20 protein-coding genes are annotated in these 21375 nt (G+C 66.0%); 6 read left to right on the top strand and 14 right to left on the bottom strand.

Annotation, left to right across the window (positions count from 1 at the left end; genetic code table 11):
- Nucleotides 1-110: 110 nt before the first annotated feature.
- Entirely contained in the window at nucleotides 111-578 is a 468-nt protein-coding gene (locus tag C7G41_RS18780; RefSeq protein WP_106943961.1) for a hypothetical protein, read from the bottom strand.
- A gap of 98 nt (nucleotides 579-676) precedes the next feature.
- Nucleotides 677-2215, bottom strand: coding sequence for a YifB family Mg chelatase-like AAA ATPase (locus C7G41_RS18785; RefSeq protein ID WP_106943962.1), 1539 nt, complete (start codon nucleotides 2213-2215; stop codon nucleotides 677-679).
- A 228-nt stretch (nucleotides 2216-2443) separates the two neighbouring features.
- On the opposite strand from C7G41_RS18785, the gene C7G41_RS18790 reads away from it, so the two are divergent.
- Both C7G41_RS18790 and C7G41_RS18795 read left to right on the top strand, forming a co-directional pair.
- Complete coding sequence (locus C7G41_RS18790; protein ID WP_007598461.1) at nucleotides 2444-2689, top strand: PilZ domain-containing protein; 246 nt, start codon at nucleotides 2444-2446, stop codon at nucleotides 2687-2689.
- Between the two features lie 79 nt (nucleotides 2690-2768).
- Nucleotides 2769-3554, top strand: a complete 786-nt coding sequence (locus C7G41_RS18795) for a tetratricopeptide repeat protein (RefSeq protein WP_106943963.1) — start codon at nucleotides 2769-2771, stop codon at nucleotides 3552-3554.
- Between the two features lie 223 nt (nucleotides 3555-3777).
- Here the strand turns inward: C7G41_RS18795 and C7G41_RS18800 are convergent, their stop codons facing one another.
- The 7 genes from C7G41_RS18800 to rsmI all read right to left on the bottom strand — a co-directional run bounded on the left by C7G41_RS18800 (nucleotide 3778) and on the right by rsmI (nucleotide 10855).
- The gene (locus C7G41_RS18800; protein WP_106943964.1) at nucleotides 3778-5067 is read right to left on the bottom strand and encodes an AAA family ATPase; all 1290 of its coding nucleotides are present in this window, start codon (nucleotides 5065-5067) and stop codon (nucleotides 3778-3780) included.
- A complete protein-coding gene (locus tag C7G41_RS18805; RefSeq protein WP_106943965.1) occupies nucleotides 5064-5798 on the bottom strand; it encodes a CpaD family pilus assembly protein in 735 nt (244 codons plus the stop codon). Before C7G41_RS18805 ends, C7G41_RS18800 begins: the two co-directional genes overlap by 4 nt.
- A gap of 53 nt (nucleotides 5799-5851) precedes the next feature.
- On the bottom strand, nucleotides 5852-7369 hold the full coding sequence (locus C7G41_RS18810; protein WP_106944067.1) for a type II and III secretion system protein family protein: 1518 nt from the start codon (nucleotides 7367-7369) through the stop codon (nucleotides 5852-5854).
- Between the two features lie 10 nt (nucleotides 7370-7379).
- Nucleotides 7380-8183, bottom strand: coding sequence for a Flp pilus assembly protein CpaB (cpaB, locus tag C7G41_RS18815; RefSeq protein WP_106943966.1), 804 nt, complete (start codon nucleotides 8181-8183; stop codon nucleotides 7380-7382).
- Nucleotides 8184-8561: 378 nt separating this feature from the next.
- Nucleotides 8562-9506, bottom strand: a complete 945-nt coding sequence (gene gshB, locus C7G41_RS18820; RefSeq protein WP_106943967.1) for a glutathione synthase — start codon at nucleotides 9504-9506, stop codon at nucleotides 8562-8564.
- A 10-nt stretch (nucleotides 9507-9516) separates the two neighbouring features.
- Nucleotides 9517-9918: a YraN family protein gene (locus C7G41_RS18825; RefSeq protein ID WP_106943968.1), complete on the bottom strand. Its 402-nt coding sequence runs from the start codon at nucleotides 9916-9918 to the stop codon at nucleotides 9517-9519.
- Nucleotides 9905-10855: a 16S rRNA (cytidine(1402)-2'-O)-methyltransferase gene (gene rsmI, locus C7G41_RS18830; RefSeq protein ID WP_106943969.1), complete on the bottom strand. Its 951-nt coding sequence runs from the start codon at nucleotides 10853-10855 to the stop codon at nucleotides 9905-9907. The genes C7G41_RS18825 and rsmI overlap by 14 nt, the downstream gene beginning before the upstream one ends.
- 353 nt (nucleotides 10856-11208) lie before the next feature.
- Between rsmI and C7G41_RS18835 the strand changes: the two genes are divergently transcribed.
- Nucleotides 11209-12462 (top strand): penicillin-binding protein activator, encoded by a 1254-nt coding sequence (locus tag C7G41_RS18835; RefSeq protein ID WP_199198468.1) that lies wholly within the window; start codon nucleotides 11209-11211, stop codon nucleotides 12460-12462.
- Between the two features lie 101 nt (nucleotides 12463-12563).
- Here C7G41_RS18835 and hemW read toward each other — a convergent pair whose 3' ends face one another.
- Genes hemW through rph form a run of 3 tightly spaced genes read right to left on the bottom strand, consistent with a single transcriptional unit; the run spans nucleotide 12564 to nucleotide 15065 of the window.
- Entirely contained in the window at nucleotides 12564-13718 is a 1155-nt protein-coding gene (hemW, locus tag C7G41_RS18840) for a radical SAM family heme chaperone HemW (RefSeq protein WP_106943970.1), read from the bottom strand.
- Nucleotides 13705-14340: an RdgB/HAM1 family non-canonical purine NTP pyrophosphatase gene (rdgB, locus tag C7G41_RS18845; RefSeq protein ID WP_106943971.1), complete on the bottom strand. Its 636-nt coding sequence runs from the start codon at nucleotides 14338-14340 to the stop codon at nucleotides 13705-13707. Before rdgB ends, hemW begins: the two co-directional genes overlap by 14 nt.
- Nucleotides 14341-14351: 11 nt before the next feature.
- Nucleotides 14352-15065, bottom strand: a complete 714-nt coding sequence (gene rph, locus C7G41_RS18850; protein ID WP_007598482.1) for a ribonuclease PH — start codon at nucleotides 15063-15065, stop codon at nucleotides 14352-14354.
- Nucleotides 15066-15245: 180 nt separating this feature from the next.
- On the opposite strand from rph, the gene hrcA reads away from it, so the two are divergent.
- Together hrcA and grpE are read left to right on the top strand one after the other, a co-directional pair.
- Nucleotides 15246-16334, top strand: coding sequence for a heat-inducible transcriptional repressor HrcA (hrcA, locus tag C7G41_RS18855; RefSeq protein WP_007598483.1), 1089 nt, complete (start codon nucleotides 15246-15248; stop codon nucleotides 16332-16334).
- Nucleotides 16335-16430: 96 nt separating this feature from the next.
- Nucleotides 16431-17045 carry a nucleotide exchange factor GrpE gene (grpE, locus tag C7G41_RS18860; RefSeq protein ID WP_106943972.1) on the top strand — a complete coding sequence of 205 codons (615 nt, stop codon included), beginning with the start codon at nucleotides 16431-16433 and terminating at the stop codon, nucleotides 17043-17045.
- A gap of 74 nt (nucleotides 17046-17119) precedes the next feature.
- Here grpE and pncA read toward each other — a convergent pair whose 3' ends face one another.
- A complete protein-coding gene (gene pncA / locus C7G41_RS18865) occupies nucleotides 17120-17842 on the bottom strand; it encodes a bifunctional nicotinamidase/pyrazinamidase (RefSeq protein ID WP_106944069.1) in 723 nt (240 codons plus the stop codon).
- Nucleotides 17843-18101: 259 nt separating this feature from the next.
- Nucleotides 18102-19043, bottom strand: coding sequence for a hypothetical protein (locus C7G41_RS18870; RefSeq protein WP_199198469.1), 942 nt, complete (start codon nucleotides 19041-19043; stop codon nucleotides 18102-18104).
- Nucleotides 19044-19439: 396 nt separating this feature from the next.
- Here C7G41_RS18870 and dnaK point away from each other — a divergent pair, with 396 nt between their 5' ends.
- Nucleotides 19440-21341, top strand: coding sequence for a molecular chaperone DnaK (dnaK, locus tag C7G41_RS18875; RefSeq protein WP_106943974.1), 1902 nt, complete (start codon nucleotides 19440-19442; stop codon nucleotides 21339-21341).
- The last annotated feature ends 34 nt before the right edge of the window (nucleotides 21342-21375 follow it).

Raw genomic sequence — 21375 nt, forward strand, 5'->3', positions numbered from 1 at the left:
TCTTTTCTTAAAACGCTGTGCTCGCTGTAAACGACGATGTGCCGTCGACCTTGCGAACAGTTTGAAGCGCTGCGACCGCCTCCTAACAGGGTTGACGGGACGTTAACGACTCAGAGCGAGGCGGCCTGGAGATGACGGTGGCCGCCGCGGGCGCCGACGATCAGCGCCGCCGCCTCGCGCTGCGAGAAGGTCTTCGAGCGCACATAGACGCGGTAATCCGCCGGCCCCTCGGTGGAGAGATAGATCACCTGACCGCCGTCGACGGGCTGCGCAGCAATCGAGATCAGGCGAGTCGAAGGGGTGGCCTGGCAGGATTCCGATTCCGAACCGAGGCCGTCGTCGACGACGGCGAAGTCGGCGGCGTCCGCATCCTCGGTGATCTGGACCCGCACCGTGGCGCGCGCGGGATCATCGGTGAAGGCGACATGCACGCCGGCGGTCCAGAACAGCGACGTCAGCTCGACCGAGGTGTCGCCGAGGGCGATGCAGGGATGCGAGACCGATCCGATCTCACTGCGGGCAAACACCGCGGCCGCCAACACGGGAATAACCGAGGCCAGGATCTTGAAACGCAACATGACACGCTACTCGCCGGGCCCTGTACGGGAACTGATGGGCCTTATGGTTTGCAGAGCGTAAAGGAAACTCGTTACCGCCGGGTTGATGCGCGGGATGATCACGCCAGCTGGCGCACATCCTCCGCGAGTGCGCGGTAGGACAGCGCCTCGGCCAGATGCAGCCGGCCGATCCTGTCGGCGCCGTCGAGATCGGCGAGCGTGCGCGCCACCCGCAGCACGCGGTGATAGCCGCGCGCCGACAGCCGCATGGTCTCGGCGGCATCGCGCAGCAGCTTCTGGCCTTGCGCATCGGGCTTCGCGATCTCCTCCAGCACCGAGGCGGGTGCTTCCGCATTGGTGCGAACCTTCGGCAGGCCGGCAGCCGCGTAGCGCGCGAGCTGGATGTCGCGCGCGGCGGCCACGCGCGCCGCAACCTCGGCCGAGCCCTCTGCCGGCGGCGGCAGGATCAGATCGGCCGCGGTCACTGCGGGAACCTCGATGCGCAAATCGATGCGGTCCATCAGCGGTCCCGAGATGCGGGCCTGATATTCGCCGGTGCAGCGATCGATGCGGCCGCGCTTGCAGGCATAGCCAGGCTCGAACGCGTTGCCGCAGCGGCAGGGATTCATCGCCGCGACCAGCATGAAGCGTGCGGGATAGGTGACGCGGTGATTGGCGCGGGACACCGAGACCTCGCCGTTCTCCAGCGGCTGGCGCAGCGAATCCAGCACGCGCGGATCGAATTCCGGGAGCTCGTCGAGGAACAGCACGCCCTGATGCGCGAGAGAGATCTCGCCGGGCCGTGCGCGCATGCCGCCGCCGGTGAGCGCGGCCATGCTGGCGGAATGATGCGGGGAGCGAAACGGCCGCCGCGCCGTCAGCGCGCCGCCCTCGATCTCGCCGGCGACGGAGGCGATCATCGAGACCTCGAGCAACTCGCCCGGTGACAGCGGTGGCAGGATCGAGGGCAGGCGTGCCGCCAGCATCGATTTGCCCGCGCCCGGCGCGCCGATCATGAGCAGGTGATGGCCGCCGGCGGCCGCGATCTCCAGCGCCCGCTTGGCGCTCTCCTGGCCCTTGATGTCGCGCAGGTCGAGCGGCGAGCTTGCTGCTTCATGCACCTTCGGCACGGGCCGCGACAGCACCTGCGTTCCCTTGAAATGGTTGGCGATTTGGATGAGCGAACTTGCGGCGATGATCTGGATGTCCGGGCTCGCCCATGCCGCTTCCGAGCCGCAAGCCGCCGGACAGATCAGCCCCTCCTCGCGGACATTGGCGCCGATCGCGGCGGGCAGAACACCGGCCACCGGCGCGATCGATCCGTCGAGGCCAAGCTCGCCCAGAACGGTGAAGCCGGTCAGCGCATCCGGGGGAATCGCGCCGATCGCCCCCATCAGCCCGAGCGCGATCGGCAGGTCGTAATGGCTGCCCTCCTTGGGCAGATCGGCGGGCGCGAGATTGACGGTGATCCGCCGCGCCGGCAGCGCCAGCCCCGAGGCGATCAGCGCCGAGCGGACCCGCTCGCGCGCCTCCGACACCGCCTTGTCCGGGAGACCTACGATCGCGAAGGCCGGCAGACCGGGCGCGACCTGCACCTGCACGTCGACCGCGCGGGCCTCGATCCCCTCAAAGGCGACGGTAGAAACCCGCTGAACCATGCCCGAACCAGCCTGCCCCTCTTGCACAATTAGGGGTAGCAGAGCGGGCCAGCCCTGGCAAGAACAATACGGGAACATGTTGAGAGGGCCTGCAAGGCCCTAACCGATTGTAAACACGACGAAGACACTACGCCTCGAATGCCAGCTGCTCCGCTCAGCACATCCCAACGAATGTCCGCTACTCCTAGGGTGCGGGATGGGCCGTGGTCTAACGGGTGAACAATTCAAATGCTTGCAAATCGCCGGAGAAGCGAACGACGGATGTGCACGCGGCTCGCCAAGATTCATTTTGGCGCGGGTTCGCTGCCGCGGGACTGCACGATCACGGATATTTCCGATGGCGGCGTGAAAGTGGTGGCGGAATTTCTGGAAGTGCCGCCGCAATTCACCATCATCTTCGCGCCCGACTATTCCCGCCAGTGCCGCCTGCGCTGGCGCATCGGCTGCGAGTTCGGCGCTGAATTCACCGACTGAGCTACCGGAAGCCACCGCCTTAACGGGACTTTAGCGTTAATCGGTAAGCATCTCTGATCAGTCGCCGAGTGATCAGAGTATGTCCAAGCGTTTGTCCGTCGCCTCTCTTCCGGCGAGATATCTGTTTTCCGCGCTTCTGATCCTGGCCCTCGGCGGCTGTCAGACCACCGGAATCGAGGACATCACCGGCGCGCTCGGCGGAAAGTCGGAAACGGCTGGCAAGTCCGATACCAAGCCCGACGTGAGGCCGGACATGGACGCGCTGCGCGAGCGCTATCGCGCCAAGCCTGGCGATCCCAACATCGCGCTCGAATACGGCAAGGCGTTGCGCCAGACCGGCCAGCGCGCGCAGGCGCTCGCGGTGCTTGAGCAGGCCGTGCTCGCCCATTCCAACAACAAGGCGCTGCTCGCCGGCTATGGCCGCGCGCTCGCCGACAGCGGCAGTTTCCAGCAGGCGTTCGACGTCCTCGGCCGCGCGCATTCGCCCGAGGATCCCGACTGGCATATCCTGTCGGCGCAGGGCGCCGCGCTCGATCAACTCGGCCGCAACGAGGAGGCGCAGCAATACTACGCCGCCGCGCTGAAGATCGTGCCGGACGAGCCGTCGGTGCTGTCCAATCTCGGACTGTCCTACATGCTGCAGAACAACCTGCCGCGGGCGGAGGAAACGATGCGCCGGGCGCACGCGCGCAATCCCGCCGATCTCCGCGTGCGCGCCAATCTCGCGCTCGTGCTGGGACTGGAAGGAAAGCAGGCCGAGGCCGAAACCATCGTGAAGGCCGACCTGCCGCCGGATCAGGCGGCGGCAAAGGTCACGGCGCTGCGGCAGTTGCTGGTGAAGAAGCAGCAGCGGGCGGAGAAGTAACCGGCTCGTTCCTTAGCTCGATAGATTGAGCCTCGCCGAACGCACCGAGGAGGTGCGTTCCCTCCCCCCTTGTGGGGGAGGGCTAGGGAGAGGGGTAGCCCAGGAAAACGTGCTAATTGGTGACGATGCATCGAGTGGGTGCGCGAGGGAAAGAGTCCCCGTGTGGCACCCCCCTCCCTGCCCCACAAGGGGGGAGGGAACGGAGAGAGTTCAGCTCTCGTCCCTACGACGCCTTGCGATGCGGGGCTGACCCGCGCCCCGACCGGCCCTTCAGCTTCTTCAGCAGCGGCCCGAGCAGCGAGCGCTTCGGCTTCTTCACCTCGCCGCGCCCGGCGAGGCGGTTCGCCATGTTCTGGAACAGCTCGGTGGTGCGGTGGCTCTTCGAGACCTCCGCGATCATCTGGCCGTTGTTGGCCGCGGTCGAGAACAGCTTCGAATCGAACGGGATCACCGCGATCGGCTGGCTCTCCATGGTCTTGGCGAAGGCCTTGACCTCGATCTCTGCCCGCTTGGGCATGCCGACCTGGTTGATGCAGTAGAGCGGTGGCCGGTCGTTCGGCCGCGCCGCCTTCAACACGTTCAGCATGTTCTTGGTGTTGCGCAGGTTCGCAAGATCGGGCTCGGCCACGATCACGATGTCGTCCGCGTTGACCAGCGCACGCCGCGTCCAGCCCGACCATTGATGGGGGACGTCGAGCACGATGCAGGGCGTGGTCATGCGCAGCGTGTCGAACACCGCGTCGAAGGCCTCCGCGCCAAAATCGTAGACGCGGTCAAGGGTAGCTGGCGCAGCAAGGAGGCTGAGCCGCTCGGTGCATTTCGAGAGCAGACGCTCCATCAGGGCCGTGTCCGGCCGATCCTGCGACAGCACCGCATTGGCGATGCCCTGCACCGGGTCCTGGTTGTAGTCGAGACCCGCGGTGCCGAAGGCGAGGTCGAGATCGATCACGACGGAATCGAGCGCGAGGTCGCGGGCGATGGTCCAGGCCACATTGTGCGCGACGGTGGAGGCGCCGACACCGCCCTTGGCGCCGACCACCGCGATGACGCGGCCGGTGATGATGGTTTCCGACGCCGAGAACAGGCTGCAGATCGAGCGAACGACGTCGAGCGTCTCGACCGGTCCCACCACATAGTCGTTGACGCCGCGGCGGACCAGCTCGCGATAGGGCGCGGTGTCGTTGGGATTGCCGATCACGACCACACGGGTGCCGGGATCGCAGACGCCGGCGAGGTCGTCGAGGCCCTCAAGGATGTCGCGCGTGCCGTCGGATTCGATCACGATGACGTTCGGCGTCGGCATCGTTTCATAGACTTCGATTGCCGCAGCTAAGCCACCGTCCTTGGCGGTAAGATGCGCCTTGGCGAGACGGCGATCCTGCCCGGCCGCGGTCACCGCGGCGAGCGTCTGCTCGGTCTCGCAAAAGGCCTGCACGGAGATGCGAGGAACCGGCGCAATGTGTTCCTCGGGGTGTTGCGGATCGTCCGCTTCTTCGTCGTGGACGCGTGTCATCTGCCTGTGTCGCTGAGTTTGGCCTTGTCGGCGTCTGGATTCATGGTCGCGATCGGCGTGCCCTTGCGATAGCGCTCGAACGCCATGTCACGCCGTGCGTTGTAGGCCGGCGTCTCGGACCGCGGCTGCTCGAGGTCGGCCGGATTGTCGATCATTGCCGCGAGGTTGCGCTGGGTGGCGCAGCCCAGATTGAAATAGGGCCGGTTCTCGTTGTAGCCGGGGTCGAGGATGGAGGGGCCGATATCTTCCGGCCACAGCCCGCAGGGGCCCGCGACCGCGGCGATCCGGGAATAGCTCAGGCGGATGGTGGGCAGCAGTCCGGGATCCTCGGGCCGATAGGGGTGCTGGACGATGGCACGGGAGGGCACGCCGCCGGATGCGAGCAATGAACGGATTTCGTGATAGGTCGCTGCCGCCGCGCGCGAATTCGCGGCGTTGACGGGGACGTCGACGACGACCGAGCCGGTGCCTTCGCGCACCCAGTCCCGGGCAATGCCGGCGACGTCCGCGTGCTGCGCGGCCGAGAGGCCGCCGCGAGCCTTGCCGACGAAGATCACGATCGACTTCTTGGCTTCCTCGACCGCGATCGGGTGACGTTGGCGATAGTCGGTCGGGACCGTCTGGGTGACGATCTCGCCGGTGGTGTTGCAGGCGCCCAGCACGACGGAGAGCCCCGTCAGTGCCAGCGCGACGCTCAACTTGCGACGTCGATCGGCCATGGTCTTCGTCATCGCTTCATCCCCTCGTGCCCCGTCTCTCGCCTTCCCAAGCCGTCCGTTCGTCATCAGTCGATGATGAAGCCGAAATCACCGGGCGTGCCCGCGATCGGGTCGACGCGGCGCGCGATGCCATAGAGGCGGTTCATGCGGCCGAGCAGCGCCGTCTGGGCGTCAGACGCCGGCGCGAAGCCGTCGTCGGGCCGGGACAGTTCCTTCTGAGCCACCGCGCGCACCACATAGGGGGTCACGATCACCATCAGCTCGGTCTCGTTGTTGACGAAGTCCTGGCTGCGGAACAGCGCGCCGATGATCGGCACCTGGTCGACGCCGGGCAGGCCGTTGATCGCTTGTTTGGTCTGCTGCTGGATCAGGCCGGCCATCGCCATCGAGCCGCCCGAGGGAATTTCCAGCGTCGTTTCGGCGCGGCGGGTCTGGATCGAGGGGATGGTGATCGAGTTGGTCGAATTCGAGGACAGCGCCTGGGTAACCGTGATGGCGCTCTGGTTCGACAGCTCGGACACCTCGGTCATCACGCGCAGGCTGATCCGACCCTCGCTCAGCACGACCGGAGTGAAGTTCAGGGAGATGCCGAACTTCTTGTAGGTGATCTGGGTGGTGCAAACGTGGGTGACGGGATCGCAGGCATAGCCCGACGGAATGGGGAATTCGCCGCCGGCGATGAAGGTCGCGGATTCGCCGGAGATCGCGGTCAGGCTCGGCTCGGCGAGCGTGCGCATGACACCGGCACTTTCCATCGCGCGCATCGTGGCGCTGACGGTCGCGAAGCCCTTGGTGAGGCCGGCCACACCTAATCCGTTGTTGCTGACGATCGGTCCGCCGCTCACCGAGAACGGGTTCGAATTGTTGAAGTTCACCACCGCGGTGCCGGCGTTCAGGCTGGCGCTGAGATCGACGCCCAACTGCTTGACGATATCGCGGCGCACTTCGCCGACCACGACCTTGAGCATCACCTGGTCGCGGCCGCGCACGACGATGTTGTTGACCACCTTCTCGGAGCCGCCGACCAGTTTGGCGGCGACGTCGCCGGCCTGCTGGGCCTCGACCGGGCTCGACACCGAGCCGGTCAGCATCACGCTGTCGCCGACGCCTTCGATCTGCACGCCCGGCAGCGACTGGCGCAGCGCCGTGCGCATGCCGTTGAGATCGCGCTTCACCGCGATGTCGTAGGCGGCGACCTGCTGGCCGTCGGCGGCGAAGAACACGACGTTGGTCTGGCCGACCTGTCCGCCGATGATATAGGCGCGTTGGGCCGAGCGGATCACGGCATTGGCGATCTTGGGATCGGCGACCAGCACGTCCTTGACGTCGCGCGGCAGGTCGATCACGGCGGACTTGCCGACGCCGAGCGACAGGAAGCGCGTCTTCGCCGGCGCGATCGTCCCGACCGGCGATACATCGAGATCCGCTGCCTGCATCGGCGCCTGGTCGCCGACCGGCGCATCCGCGGCGCTGACGACAGCGGGGACTGCGAGGAGCCCCAGTATCAGCATCGTCCCCGTCCAGACCGAGCGCGCGCGGTTCCCCCGAATGCGCATGCCCGTCCGATCATCCCCAAAGTTCATCATGTCCCCATCACTTCTGTGACGTCAGTTGCCGCGCCTGTACGCCGTAGCGGATCACGTTGACCCCGCCGCTCCGCTTGCTCGCCTGGTCCTCGGGCGCGCTGTCGACCGAGTTGGCATCGACGATGCTGCGCAGCGCGAGTGTCAGCGTGCCGCCCTGGCGCGCCGCCGATAGCGTGCCGACCTGGTCGGGCTTGAGCTCGAGCGTGACGGTCCTGCCGACGACGGCGTTCTGGCCGTCCTTTTCCTTCGGCGCCTGGTCGATCGCGAGCACGCGGATATTGGTCAGGATCGCCTCGGACAGGATGAGGTCGTTACCGCCGGCCCCGTCAGGATTCTTCAGGCGGCGGGTCAGCACGATGTCGACGCGGTCGTTCGGCAGGATGAAGCCGCCGGCGGCAGTCTCGGCTGAAATCTCGGTGGAGACGGCGCGCATGCCCGACGGCAGGATCGCGGCCATGAAGCCGGAGCCGTCGGCCTTGACGAGCTTCTGCTCGCGAATCGGTTCGCCCTGCATCAACGGCACGCGCGCGATCGAGCCTGCGATCTGGGTCTGGGCCTCGGGCCTGTTGTCGCGGCGGATGAAGGCGCTGCTCGCGGTCGCTGACGGCCAGACCTGCCATTGCAGGTCCTCGGGCTTCACGGCTTGACCGAGCTGGATATCGTTCTTGGCGACCAGGACCTCGACCGTCGGCAGCTTTTCGGCGACGGGGAGAACGGGCGCGGGCTTGTTGTCATAGCCGCTCGCCAGATACGCGGCGACGCCGCCGGCGCCCAGCGCGATGACGAGAACGACAATGCGTGCGGTGTTCATACGCTTCTACTCTACGCGGGGCACTCGAACCGCACCTGGCGGGTTCCCCAACGTCGATGAGTAGGCAGTAAAAGTATAAGGGGTGTTGCGAGGCCGAATGTGATCGCCGGCCGCGCTGTGGTCTTTCGGCAGATGGTGAACGTCGCGTTAGCCGGTCGGCCACTGGCCCCGTAGTTTCACGCAGTCGCGGCCCGTGCGTTCGAACGATGCGCGCCGCGTCATGGTGAATGTGTGGTTAGTGATGTGTGAGGTGATGCCGCGCATGCATCGCGTAGCCCGGATGGAGCGAAGCGCAATCCGGGACTGCTGAATGTGGTGTGGCATCCCGGATTTCGCTGCGCTCCATCCGGGCTACGGGCTACGGGCTACAGCCGGCGATTACTTCGCCCGCTTCTGCTCGATCACGTCCCAGAGCTTTGCGGCAACGTCCGGTCCGCCGAGTCGTGCGATGGCGCGGATGCCGGTCGGCGAGGTCACGTTGATCTCGGTGAGGTTGCCGTTGATGACGTCGATGCCGACGAACAACAGCCCGCGCTCGCGCAGCGCCGGGCCGACGGTGGCGCAGATCTCGCGCTCGCGCGGCGTGAGCTCGGTCTCCTGCGCTGCGCCGCCACGCACCATGTTGGAGCGGAGGTCGTCGGCGGCGGGCACGCGATTCACTGCGCCGGCGAACTCGCCGTTGATCAGGATGATGCGCTTGTCGCCGTGCTTTACCTCGGGGATGAACTGCTGGATCACCCAGGGCTCCCTGAAGGTCACCGAGAACATGTCGAACAGCGAGCCGAAATTCATGTCCTGCGGCATCACGCGGAACACGGCCGCGCCGCCGTGGCCGTGCAGCGGCTTCATGACGACGGCGCCATGCCTGTCGCGAAACGCGTTGATCTCGTCGAGGTCGCGCGAGATCAGCGTCGGCGGCATCAGCTGCGGAAAGTTCATCACGAACAGCTTCTCCGGCGCGTTGCGCACGGAGGCGGGATCGTTGACGACGAGCGTCTTCGGATGGATGCGCTCGAGAAGGTGCGTCGAGGTGATGTAGGCGAGGTCGAACGGCGGATCCTGGCGCAGCAGCACCACGTCGAAGCCGTTGAGCGCCTCGCGCCTGGGTTCGCCCAGGGTGAAATGATCGCCGGGCTCGTCGCGCACGGTGAGCAGCTGAACGGGAGCGACGATCTCCTCGCCGACCATCGAGAGCTTGTCGGGCGTGTAATAGGACAGGCCGTGGCCGCGCTTCTGCGCCTCCAGGAGCAGCGCAAAGGTGGAATCGCCCTTGATGTTGATGCGGGCGATGGGGTCCATCTGGACGGCGACGTTCAGTTTCATGGTCTGCCTTTCAGGTCGAGGCGTCGAATGCCGCCAACACATGGCGTGGAAGTCGTTTCGGCGCAATCAGCATGGCGTCGAATCGCAATTCGAATTCGGCATGCTCGGGATGCGCGACCAGCCAGCCTTGCGCGGCGTCGATGATGCGCTGCTGCTGGCGCGGCGTCACGGCGAAGGCGGCGTCGTCCAGCGTCGCGCGCGCCTTGACCTCGACGAAGGCGATCAGATTGCGGCGGCGCGCCACGATGTCGATCTCGCCATGCGGCGTGCGGAAGCGTTTGGCGAGGATGCGGTAGCCCTTGGCCATGAGATAGGCCGCGGCGCGGCTTTCCGCGGAGATGCCGGTGCGAAACGCGGCGACGCGCTCTGGAGAGGCGATTTTCGGTTCCGCCGGAGCCTCAGTTTTCGCCATCGCCGCCCCGCAGATCTTTGGCAAGCTCGAGCGCGCGGGCATAGACCTCGCGGCGCGGCCGCCCCGACAGCGCGACCGCATGCGCCACCGCATCCTTGACGCTGTGCGCGGCGAGCTGCTCGCGCAGGACGTCGTCGAGCGCATCCGATGTCAGCATCTCGGCATCCGCCGCAGGCGGAGCGATCACCAGCACGAATTCGCCGCGCGTCTCCAGCGTGTCGGCATCGCGCGCCAGCTCACGCAGCGTCGCGCGCGAAATTTGCTCGTGCAGTTTCGTCAACTCGCGACAGATCGCGGCTTCGCGAGTCCCCATGATCTCGGCGAGCTCGGCCAGCGTGTCCTGCACGCGGTTGCCGGAATCGAACATCACCAGCGTCGCATCGATGCGCGCAAGCTCGGTCAGGCGCGATCGCCGCGCCGCCGATTTGGCCGGCAGGAAGCCTTCGAAGAAGAAGCGGTCGGTCGGGAGTGCTGCGACCGACAGCGCTGCCAGCACGGAGGACGGGCCAGGCAGCGCGTAGACCGCGTGGCCGGCGGCGCAGACCTCGCGCACCAGCTTGTAGCCGGGATCGGAGATCAGCGGCGTGCCGGCGTCCGACACCAGCGCGATCGAGCCGCCCTGCGATAGCCGCTCCAGGATCTTTGGACGGGCCGCTTCCGCGTTGTGCTCGTGGTATTGCTTGAGCTGCGCGGAGATGTCGTAGCGCTCGGTCAGGCGCCGCGTAATGCGGGTGTCCTCGCAGGCGATGACATCGACCCCGGCGAGGGTCTGCAGCGCCCGCAGCGTGATGTCGCCGAGATTGCCGATGGGGGTCGCGACCAGGTGCAGGCCCGGTGCGGCCTTCGGCGCCGCAAGCCGATGGGCGTCGATGGAGAAGCCGCGCGAGGCGGGCTCCGTCGTCTCAGGTGTATTTATCGGGGAGGGCTTTGCGCGCATAATCAAACGAACTTAGGCATGATCCCCGGGACTGGGAACCGGTCCCCGGAAAAAGATCGTGCCTGGGGTAAGGGGCGAGGCAAGAGGCGAAGAGGACTGGAATGTGATCCATGCGGCATCACATTTCCCGAGGGAATGTAGCGTCAGCGCCATATTCGCGGCGGAAACGCCGCCTTGATGTTGGGTGACGGACGGCGGACAGCTAACCAGAACTTGAGGGGAAGCCGCGTTAAGCGGGCATTATCCTTTTGTTTGAGTTAACTATTTGCCGACAATATGCCTGAATCCACGGCTGGTGTCGTGGAAAGAATATCGTGAGCGGCTGGCGACGGTCGGTCAGAAGAGAAGCTGCCATGCTCGGCCCGCGTGATCCCAGATCTTCCGTTTCGGAGGAGTCTCCCGTTCAGGGGCCCCGGTACTCAGGGGCGACCCGGCGAAGCGCGCTCGGCCTGTTGCTCGGCGCGCCGCTGCTGTCGGCCTGCGCCGGCGTGCAGCAGAGCCTGAGCCAGTTCTCCAATCCGTTCAGCAGTTCCTCTCCGCCCCCGGCCCAGCCGGCCGGCCCGCCGCAACAGGCGACGACCGCCGGCACCGGCGGGGTGAAGGTTGCCGTGATCCTGCCGCTCTCGGCATCGGGCAATGCCGGCCTCGCCGCGCAGTCGATGCGCAACGCCGCCGAGATGGCGCTGGCCGAGTTCCAGAATCCCAACATCCAGCTTCTGATCAAGGACGACAATGGCAGCCCGCAGGGCGCGCAGGCGAGTGCGCAGCAGGCGGTCGACGAGGGCGCCGAGATCATCCTGGGGCCGCTGTTCGCGCAATCAGTGCCGGCGGTGGCGCAGATCGCGCGCACGCGCGGCATCCCGGTGATGGCATTCTCGACCGATTCCAGCATCGCCGGGCGCGGTGTCTATCTGCTGAGCTTCCTGCCGGAGTCCGACGTCAACCGCATCGTCGAATATTCCGCCAGCATCGGAAAGCGTTCCGTCGCCGTGCTCGTGCCCGACAATGCCTATGGCAACGTGGTCGAGGCTGCGGTGAAGGCGGCGGTGCCGCGCCGCGGCGGGCGCATCGTCGCGTTCGAGAAATACGGCTCTGATCGCGCCACGCCGGCCCGGACCGTGGCGCAGCAGCTCGGCAGCGCCGATGCGCTGTTCATCGCCGACGATGGCGATGCCGTCGTCGCGGTCGCCGATGCGATGAGCGCGGCGGGTGCGAACCTGCGCAATATCCAGCTGCTCGGCACCGGCCTGTGGGACAGTCCGCGCGTCTATGCCAGCTCAAGCTTGCAAGGCGGTCTCTACGCCGCGCCGGATCCGGCCGGCTTCCGCGCCTTTTCCGGCCGCTATCGCACCAAATACGGCGCCGAGCCGATCCGCACGGCCACGCTCGCCTATGATGCGGTTGCTCTGGTCGCGGCGCTGGCGCGTACGCAAGGCACCACGCGCTTCTCGCCGGACGTGCTCACCAATCCTTCCGGCTTCGCCGGCATCGACGGCCTGTTCCGCTTCCGCGCCGACGGCACGAACGAGCGGGGCTTGGCGGTGATGAAGGTGACGACCGGCGGCGGCGTGGCCGTGGCGGGCTCGCCGAAGAGTTTTGGGGCTTGATCGCTTCGTAGCCCGGATGGAGCGCAGCGCAATCCGGGACGGTCTCACCACGCGGACAGAACCCGGATTGCGCTCTGCTCCATCCGGGCTACGAGATCTCGCTACGCCGCCAGATCCGCAACCACCGCGTCCAGCACCGGAAAACCGCTGCTGGTCACGCGCAGCCGTCCCGTTGCATCCACCGTGATCGCGCCCTCTTCGCGCAGCAGCGTGATGCGCTTGGGATCGAGCGAGCGGCCTGACAACGCACGGTAGCGCTCGGGGTCGATGCCCTCGACGAGGCGCAACCCCATCAGCAAGAATTCGTCGGCGCGCTCCTCGCTGTTGAGGAGATCGTCGGTGACGACGCCGTGCCCGTTGGTCTCGACCCGCATCAGCCAGGCTTCGGGACGCTTCTCGGTGGCGGTCGCGTGCCTGATACCGTCGATGTCGAGCCGGCCATGGGCACCGGGGCCGATGCCGGCATATTCCTCGCCGCGCCAGTAGACCAGATTGTGCCGGCACTCGGCGCCGCGCCGCGCGTGATTTGAAATCTCGTAGGCGGGCAGGCCGAGCTTGTCGCAGGTCTCCTGCGTGACGTCGTAGAGCGCGCGTGCGATCGCTTCATCCGGCGTCTTCAGCTTGCCGGCCTGATGCAGGCCGAAGAACGGCGTGCCCTCTTCTATCGTCAATTGATAGAGCGACAGATGCTCGGCCGCCTCCTCGATCGCGAGATGCAATTCATCTGCCCACATCGCCGGCGTCTGGTCGGGACGGGCGTAGATCAGGTCGAACGAATAACGATCGAACGAGCGGCGCGCGATGGCGACCGCGTCGAGCGCCTCGCGCGCGCTGTGCATGCGGCCCAGCGCTTTCAGCGAGGCGTCGTCGAGCGCCTGCACGCCGAGCGAGACGCGGTTGACGCCGGCGGTGCGATAACCGGCAAAGCGCGTGGCTTCGACGCTGGTCGGGTTAGCCTCCAGCGTGACTTCGACGTCTTTCGCCACCGTCCAGTGCTTGCCGATGGCGTCGAGCACAGCGCCGACGGTTGCAGGCTGCATCAGCGAGGGCGTACCGCCGCCGAGAAAGATCGCGGTGACTTCGCGGCCGGGCGCGCGCTCGGCGGTCGCAGCGATCTCGCGCGCGAAAGCCGACGCGAAGCGCGGCTCGTCGATCGCGGTGTGGCGGACATGGCTGTTGAAGTCGCAATAGGGGCACTTCGACAGGCAGAACGGCCAGTGCACGTAGACGCCGAATGCTTCCTTAGCGCGGCTCAAGGCAGATCTCCGCCAGTTTCACGAAGGCGCGGGCACGGTGCGACAGGCCGAGACCGAGCGGCGGCAGGCCGTGCTTCTCGATGCTCTCCATCTCGCCGAAGGTGCGGCTATGGCCGTCGGGCAAAAACATCGGGTCGTAGCCGAAGCCGGCGGTGCCGCGCGGCGGCCACACCAGCGTGCCGTCGACGCGCGCCTCGACCTCTTCGAGGTGATCGTCGGGCCATGCAACGCAGAGCGCGGACACGAAGTGCGCCTTGCGCTTGGCGGGCGTGGTCGCGCCGCGCTCCTGCAACAGCCGTTCGATCTGCGCCATCGCCGCGGCAAAATCCTTGTTCGGACCGGCCCAGCGCGCCGAGTAGATGCCGGGCGCGCCGTCGAGTGCGTCGACCACGATGCCGGAATCATCGGCGAAAGACGGCAGCTTGGTCGCCTGCGCTGCCGCAATCGCCTTGATCGCGGCATTGCTGCGGAAATCGTTGCCGGTCTCTTCCGGCTCGGGAAGGCCGAGCTCGCCGGCCGACACCGCATCGATGCCGTAAGGCGCGAGCAGCTCCTTCATCTCGGCGAGCTTGCCGGGATTATGGGTCGCAATGACCAGCTTTCCGGTGATTCGGCGATGCATCGGCTTATTGACTACGCTACCGCCAGTTTCTGCAAGTCCACGAGACGCGCGACGCCCTTGCGCGCCAGCGCCATCAGCGCCAGGAACTCGGCTTCCGTGAACGGCTCGCGTTCCGCGGTGCCCTGGACTTCGATGATGCGGCCATCGCCCGTCATGACGAAATTGGCGTCGGTATCGGCTTCGGAGTCCTCGGCATAGTCGAGGTCGAGCACGGGCGTGCCCTTGTAGATGCCGCAGGAGATCGCGGCGACGTTGTCGCGCAACACGTTGGCCTTGACCATGTTGCGCGCCTTCATCCAGCTGACGCAATCGGCGAGCGCGACCCAGGCACCGGTGATCGAGGCCGTGCGGGTGCCGCCGTCGGCCTGGAGCACGTCGCAATCGACCGTGATCTGGCGCTCACCGAGCGCTTCGAGATTGATGATGGTGCGAAGCGAGCGGCCGATCAGGCGCTGAATTTCAACGGTGCGGCCGCTCTGCTTTCCAGCGGAGGCCTCGCGGCGGGTGCGTTCCGAGGTCGCGCGCGGCAGCATGCCGTATTCGGCGGTGACCCAGCCGCGGCCCTGGCCCTTCAGCCATGGCGGCAGGCGGTCTTCCAGCGTGGCGGTGACCAGCACATGGGTGTCGCCGAATTTCACCAGGCACGAGCCTTCCGCATATTTGACCACGCCGCGCTCCAGCGTCACGGGGCGCAATTCGTCGGGCGCACGGCGGCTTGGCCGCATGGGAATCCTCCAAAACTCTCGGAAAAGGGCTGTTGGCGGTGCTTGTAGGTGGGGCGAGGGTGGGCGGCAAGGGGGAAGATCGAGGCCTTATTGACCCCCGATTTTCAATCCGCGAACGCAACGCTTGTCAGAAGCCTCCCGGATAGACAAATTACATGCAGCCGAGAGGAGTTACCGTCTGTGGCCCATCACGATCCGATCCATCTGATCGCGCCGCGCGCGGGCCTCGCCCAGCTCAACGAGCGTTCCCGCGACATCTTTCGTCAAATCGTCGAAAGCTATCTCGCGACCGGGGAGCCGGTGGGCTCGCGCAATATTTCGCGCCTGATCGCCATGCCGCTGTCGCCCGCCTCGGTCCGCAACGTCATGGCCGATTTGGAACAGCTCGGCCTGATCTACGCCCCGCACACCTCCGCCGGCCGGCTGCCGACGGAACTCGGCCTGCGCTTCTTCGTCGATGCCCTGATGCAGGTCGGCGACCTCAATGACAGTGAACGGCAGGCGATCCAGAGCCAGTTGACCTCCGTGGGCCACGCGCAATCGGTCGAGGCCGCCCTCGAGGAGGCATTGACGCGGCTTTCCGGCCTGACCCGTGCGGCCGCCGTCGTGCTGACGCCGAAATCCAATGCGCGGCTGAAACATATCGAATTCGTCCGGTTGGAACCGGAAAAGGCATTGGTGATCCTGGTTGGCGAGGACGGGCAGGTCGAAAACCGCGTGCTGACGCTGCCGCCGGGGGTTCCGTCCTCGGCGTTGACCGAAGCCGGCAACTTCCTCAATGCGCGAATCCGGGGCCGGACCCTGGCCGAGGCGCGGCTGGAGCTCGAGACCGCGCTCGGAGAGGCGCGCACCGAGCTCGATCAGCTGACCCACAAGGTGATCTCGGCCGGCATCGCCAGCTGGTCCGGCGGCGAGAACGAGGACCGCCAGCTGATCGTCCGCGGCCACGCCAATCTGCTCGAGGATTTGCATGCGCTGGAGGATCTCGAGCGCGTTCGCCTGCTGTTCGACGATCTCGAGACCAAGCGCGGCGTGATCGACCTGCTCGGCCGGGCCGAGACCGCGGAAGGCGTGCGGATTTTCATCGGCAGTGAGAACAAGCTGTTCTCGCTGTCGGGCTCGTCCACCATCATCTCGCCCTATCGGGATGCCGCCGGCCATATCGTCGGCGTTTTGGGCGTGATCGGGCCGACGCGGCTGAATTATGCCCGCGTGATCCCGACCGTGGACTATGCTGCCCGCATCGTCAGCCGGCTCCTGGGCGGCTGACTGGGGTCTCCCCCGTTCACGGGCGCTTGATTTTCGGCGCCCGAAGCACGATATCCGGGCCAGAAAACCCCTGAGACGAATGCGAAAAGAGAGCCGATGACCGATCGAGACCGGCAACCCGAAGACACGAGTGCTGCGGCCGGCGAGCCCGTGGTGTCAAAACCCTACATCATGCCCGACGATCCGGAGCCCGGCTCGGTCGAGCTTCTGCAGAAGGAAGTCGCCGAGGCGCGCGACCGCATGCTGCGGACGCTGGCCGAGATGGAGAATTTGCGCAAGCGCACCGCCAAGGAGGTCGCTGACGCCAAGCTCTACGGCGTCACGGGCTTTGCCCGCGACGTGCTCGACATCGCCGACAACCTCCAGCGCGCGCTCGATGCCGTTCCGGCCGAAGCCCGTGCGACGGCCGATGCGGGCCTCGCCTCGCTGATCGAGGGCGTCGAGCTGACCGAGCGCTCGCTGCTCAGCGCGCTGGAAAAACACGGCGTGAAGAAGTTCGACCCCTTGGGCCAGAAGTTCGACCCGAACTTCCAGCAGGCGATGTTCGAGGTGCCTGATGCGTCGGTGCCCGCCGGCACCGTCGTCCAGGTCATGCAGGCCGGCTACACCATCGGCGAGCGCGTGCTGCGTCCCGCCTTGGTCGGTGTCGCCAAGGGCGGCGCCAAGGCCGCGCCCGCCAACAGCAACGAGCCGAACGGCGCTGCCAACTAGTTGATCCTCACGGCGGGGAGACGCGCGAAAATGCGCGCTCCTCAGGATGAGGGATTGGCAGCTCTCGGCGTTGCCTACGCGCTCGCCGCGATATCCGCAGACTGGATCCGCTTCACGCCGGCCTTGGCCATATCGGCCCAGGCTTTTGCGAGCGAACCCTGATTGTCGATGCCGCGGCAGGCGTCTTCCACCACATAGACCTCGAAGCCCGCCTTGCGCGCGTCGAGCGCGGTCCAGGCGACGCAGAAATCCGTCGCCAGCCCCGCGACGAAGACGCGCTTGATCTTGCGCGCCTTCAGATAGCCGGCAAGGCCGGTCGAGGTCTTGCCGTCGGCTTCGAGGAAGGCCGAATAGCTGTCGACGTCCTTGTGAAAACCCTTGCGGATGATGAGCTCGGCGTGCGGGATCGCCAGGTCTTTCGACAGCGCGGCGCCGTCGGTGCCCTGCACGCAATGGTCGGGCCACAGCACCTGCTTGCCGTAGGGAAGATCGACGGTCTCGAACGGCTTCTTGCCGGAGTGGACTGACGCGAAGGAAATATGGCCCTGCGTGTGCCAGTCCTGCGTCATCACCACGTTCGAAAACGCTTTCGAGATCTTGTTGATGACGGGCACCACCTGCTCGCCTTCCTTCACCGCAAGGCTGCCGCCGGGCAGGAAGCAGTTCTGCACGTCGATCACGAGCAGGGCGGATGCATCGTCCGGCTTGATCGATGCCGCTGCCAAGAGCGCGGTCGGTGCGAGGGTCGCGAGTGTAGTCGTCCCAAGCGCCGCCAAGATGTGTCGCCGATCCAGCATCATTCGCCTCCCCTCAGGATGATCCAACGGAGGTCAAGCCTAGTTCCGCTCGTGCACGAACAGAAGCCCGAAAATGCAGCCGGTTCTGGCGAGGGGTCGGGCTGCTGACCGGATATCATCGTCGTCCCGGCGTAGGCCGGGACCTATAACCACAGGGAGCAGTTTGACGAAGACTCTTCGTTGGTACTGCGACCGAATATAATCGCGAGATCACCCGGTATGGGTCCCGGCCTTCGCCGGGACGACGCTGAGTGTCGGGCTAGCCCTTCGGCTGGATGCCGTCGCGGACCGCGCGGAAGCGGGTGAAGGCGGCCGGCCATTGCTCGCGCGGGGCGCTGGCGATGATGCGCAGCGAGGCGCCGCCGCTGCTGAAGCGGATCCACTGCACCACGGTCACCGGCGTCTTGTCCTTGCCGCTGACGCCGTCGATCCGGGTCTCGAAACCCTGCTGACCGCTGATGCGGATCGGCTCGGACATGGTGACGCGCGACTCGCGCACGCCGGGAATCTGGAGCGCCGCCTCCTGGGCGAAGCGGGCGCGGTCGTCGGCGGCTTGCGGGGTAGCGCCAATCACGCCGAGGATGATGAACGGCTTCGATTCATAGCCGGAGCTCTCGTCGCCGTCGGCCAGGATGATGCTCGAGCCCGGCGCCAGCGTGCGAACGTCCTTGAAGTCGGCAAGATCGGTGATCTTGAACGGCATCAGCGCGATCTGCTCGTCGGCCGAGACCTGCTTGCGGGTGACGACGCTCGCGAACATCTGCCGCACAGCCTCGTCGGTGTAGATCTTGACCGCATTCTCCGGAATCTGCACCGCGACATAACCGGAGAAGCCGGCGCCCGGCACGATCATCGAATAGCGCCGCACCGGGGTCTCGCCGGCCTTGCCGCTCTCGGTGGTAAAATAGGCGAGGCCCGCGGGCGTCTCGACCTTGTCCTGCTTGACGCCGTTGGTCCCGGCCGGATTGGAATTGAACGCGCTCACGACCTCGCCATAGGCCGCCGGCGGCAGCTCTGTGATCAGTACCTTGACGCTGCCGTCCTCGCTCTCGAAGCCGGGAAAGGTCTTGGCCGTGTTGAGACCGACCAATGGCACCATGCCGAGGCGCAAGCCAGGTGGGAAAACGGCGTCGGCAGCCGGAGCCGGAAGCGCAGAGGCGACGAGGAGGGCGAGCGCAGCAAGGGGGCGGATCAGCTTCATGGGCACTCTGATTGGTTCACATTGAGGCCGTTCGATGGTCGGCCACCGGGCCGCTTTGTCGCGCGACGCAGCCCGATGACGAGCCCGCTCGGCCGCCCGCCTTTTAGCGGGTTTGGTCTTGCCGCAACAGGGCGGGGCGGAACGCGGTAGCGGATGCGGGCCGATCGCGGGACCTGTTAATAATTCCTCACCCGCAAGGCGGGTTCAGCCCGGATATGTTCTTCCAAAACCCAATGTTTTCACGGCCGAAACTTGCGTTCGGTCCTTGCGGGCCCCTCCCCCCCTCCTATATGAGCGTCAACCATCGCAATATCGCGAATGTTTGATCTTAGGGGGTTTCGGTTCGGGTGCCTTCTGGGCCCAGCCAACCTGCCGCAAAAACAAGGATACAGGACCATGGGAAAGGTCATCGGGATCGACCTCGGCACCACGAATTCGTGCGTCGCCGTAATGGATGGCAAGAACGCCAAAGTCATCGAGAATTCCGAAGGCATGCGCACGACGCCTTCGATCGTCGCCGTGACGGACGACGGTGAGCGCCTCGTCGGCCAGCCTGCCAAGCGCCAGGCCGTCACCAATCCAGAGCGTACGTTCTTCGCAGTGAAGCGCCTGATCGGCCGCCGCTACGACGACCCGATGGTCGAGAAGGACAAGAAGCTCGTTCCGTACAAGATCGTGAAGGCTTCCAACGGCGACGCCTGGGTCGAAGCCGACGGCCAGACCTACTCGCCCTCGCAGGTCTCGGCGTTCATCTTGCAGAAGATGAAGGAGACCGCGGAAGCCCATCTGGGCCAGAAGGTCGACCAGGCCGTCATCACCGTGCCCGCCTACTTCAACGACGCCCAGCGCCAGGCGACCAAGGACGCCGGCAAGATCGCGGGCCTTGAAGTGTTGCGCATCATCAACGAGCCGACTGCGGCCGCGCTCGCTTACGGCCTCGACAAGACCAAGACCGGCACGATCGCCGTGTACGATCTCGGCGGCGGCACGTTCGATATCTCTATTCTCGAAATCGGCGACGGCGTGTTCGAGGTGAAGTCGACCAACGGCGACACTTTCCTCGGCGGCGAAGACTTCGACATGCGCCTGGTCGGCTATCTGGCCGACGAATTCCAGAAGGAGCAGGGCATCAACCTGCGCAACGACAAGCTCGCGTTGCAGCGCCTGAAGGAAGCCGCCGAAAAGGCCAAGATCGAGCTGTCGTCGACGACGCAGACCGAGATCAACCTGCCCTTCATCACTGCGGACCAGACCGGCCCGAAGCATCTGACGATGAAGCTCACCCGCGCCAAGTTCGAGGCGCTGGTCGATGACCTCGTCCAGAAGACCGTCGAGCCCTGCCGCAAGGCGCTGAAGGATGCAGGCCTCACCGCCGCCGAGATCGGCGAAGTGGTGCTGGTCGGCGGCATGTCGCGCATGCCGAAGGTCCAGGAAGTGGTGAAGCAGCTGTTCGGCAAGGAGCCGCACAAGGGCGTCAACCCGGACGAAGTCGTGGCGATCGGTGCCGCGATCCAGGCCGGCGTGCTTCAGGGCGACGTCAAGGATGTGCTGCTGCTCGACGTGACCCCGCTGTCGCTGGGCATCGAGACGCTGGGCGGCGTGTTCACCCGCATCATCGACCGCAACACCACGATCCCGACCAAGAAGAGCCAGGTGTTCTCGACCGCCGAGGACAGCCAGAACGCGGTTACCATCCGCGTCTTCCAGGGCGAGCGTGAAATGGCGGCCGACAACAAGATGCTCGGCCAGTTCGATCTGATGGGCATTCCGCCGGCCCCGCGCGGCATGCCGCAGATCGAGGTGACCTTCGACATCGACGCCAACGGCATCGTCAACGTCTCGGCCAAGGACAAGGCCACGGCCAAGGAGCAGCAGATCCGCATCCAGGCCTCCGGCGGTCTGTCGGAAGCCGACATCGAGAAGATGGTCAAGGACGCCGAGGCCAATGCCGAGGCGGACAAGAAGCGCCGCGAGGCCGTGACGGCCAAGAACGACGCGGACGGACTGGTGCATTCGACCGAGAAGGCATTGGCCGAGCACGGTTCGAAGGTCGCCGAGACCGAGCGACGCGCCATCGAGGATGCCGTCAGCGACCTCAAGGAAGCGCTGAAGGGCGACGATGCCGAGGCAATCAAGGCCAAGACCCAGACGCTGGCCCAGGCATCGATGAAGCTCGGCGAGGCCATGTACAAGCAGCAGGCCGAGGCCGACGCCAAGAAGGATGCGGCCAAGGACGACGTCGTCGATGCGGAATTCACCGAAGTCGACGACGACAAGAACAACAAGAAGTCCGCCTGAACCCCGCGAGGGTGATGATGCGGACGGCTTGGAC

The sequence above is a fragment of the Bradyrhizobium sp. MOS002 genome (genome assembly GCF_003020115.1).
Lineage (GTDB): Bacteria > Pseudomonadota > Alphaproteobacteria > Rhizobiales > Xanthobacteraceae > Bradyrhizobium.

Bases quoted from the DNA above. Each gene is read 5' to 3' on its own strand.
- rdgB (WP_106943971.1), bottom strand. From the start codon at position 14,340: ATGCATCGCCGAATCACCGGAAAGCTGGTCATTGCGACCCATAATCCC.
- C7G41_RS18795 (WP_106943963.1), top strand. From the start codon at position 2,769: ATGTCCAAGCGTTTGTCCGTCGCCTCTCTTCCGGCGAGATATCTGTTT.
- C7G41_RS18825 (WP_106943968.1), bottom strand. From the start codon at position 9,918: ATGGCGAAAACTGAGGCTCCGGCGGAACCGAAAATCGCCTCTCCAGAG.
- rph (WP_007598482.1), bottom strand. From the start codon at position 15,065: ATGCGGCCAAGCCGCCGTGCGCCCGACGAATTGCGCCCCGTGACGCTG.
- C7G41_RS18785 (WP_106943962.1), bottom strand. From the start codon at position 2,215: ATGGTTCAGCGGGTTTCTACCGTCGCCTTTGAGGGGATCGAGGCCCGC.
- gshB (WP_106943967.1), bottom strand. From the start codon at position 9,506: ATGAAACTGAACGTCGCCGTCCAGATGGACCCCATCGCCCGCATCAAC.
- C7G41_RS18805 (WP_106943965.1), bottom strand. From the start codon at position 5,798: ATGACGAAGACCATGGCCGATCGACGTCGCAAGTTGAGCGTCGCGCTG.
- C7G41_RS18810 (WP_106944067.1), bottom strand. From the start codon at position 7,369: ATGAACTTTGGGGATGATCGGACGGGCATGCGCATTCGGGGGAACCGC.
- rsmI (WP_106943969.1), bottom strand. From the start codon at position 10,855: ATGCGCGCAAAGCCCTCCCCGATAAATACACCTGAGACGACGGAGCCC.
- C7G41_RS18790 (WP_007598461.1), top strand. From the start codon at position 2,444: ATGCTTGCAAATCGCCGGAGAAGCGAACGACGGATGTGCACGCGGCTC.
- C7G41_RS18780 (WP_106943961.1), bottom strand. From the start codon at position 578: ATGTTGCGTTTCAAGATCCTGGCCTCGGTTATTCCCGTGTTGGCGGCC.
- cpaB (WP_106943966.1), bottom strand. From the start codon at position 8,183: ATGAACACCGCACGCATTGTCGTTCTCGTCATCGCGCTGGGCGCCGGC.
- C7G41_RS18870 (WP_199198469.1), bottom strand. From the start codon at position 19,043: ATGAAGCTGATCCGCCCCCTTGCTGCGCTCGCCCTCCTCGTCGCCTCT.
- pncA (WP_106944069.1), bottom strand. From the start codon at position 17,842: ATGCTGGATCGGCGACACATCTTGGCGGCGCTTGGGACGACTACACTC.
- dnaK (WP_106943974.1), top strand. From the start codon at position 19,440: ATGGGAAAGGTCATCGGGATCGACCTCGGCACCACGAATTCGTGCGTC.
- C7G41_RS18835 (WP_199198468.1), top strand. From the start codon at position 11,209: ATGCTCGGCCCGCGTGATCCCAGATCTTCCGTTTCGGAGGAGTCTCCC.
- C7G41_RS18800 (WP_106943964.1), bottom strand. From the start codon at position 5,067: ATGACACGCGTCCACGACGAAGAAGCGGACGATCCGCAACACCCCGAG.
- grpE (WP_106943972.1), top strand. From the start codon at position 16,431: ATGACCGATCGAGACCGGCAACCCGAAGACACGAGTGCTGCGGCCGGC.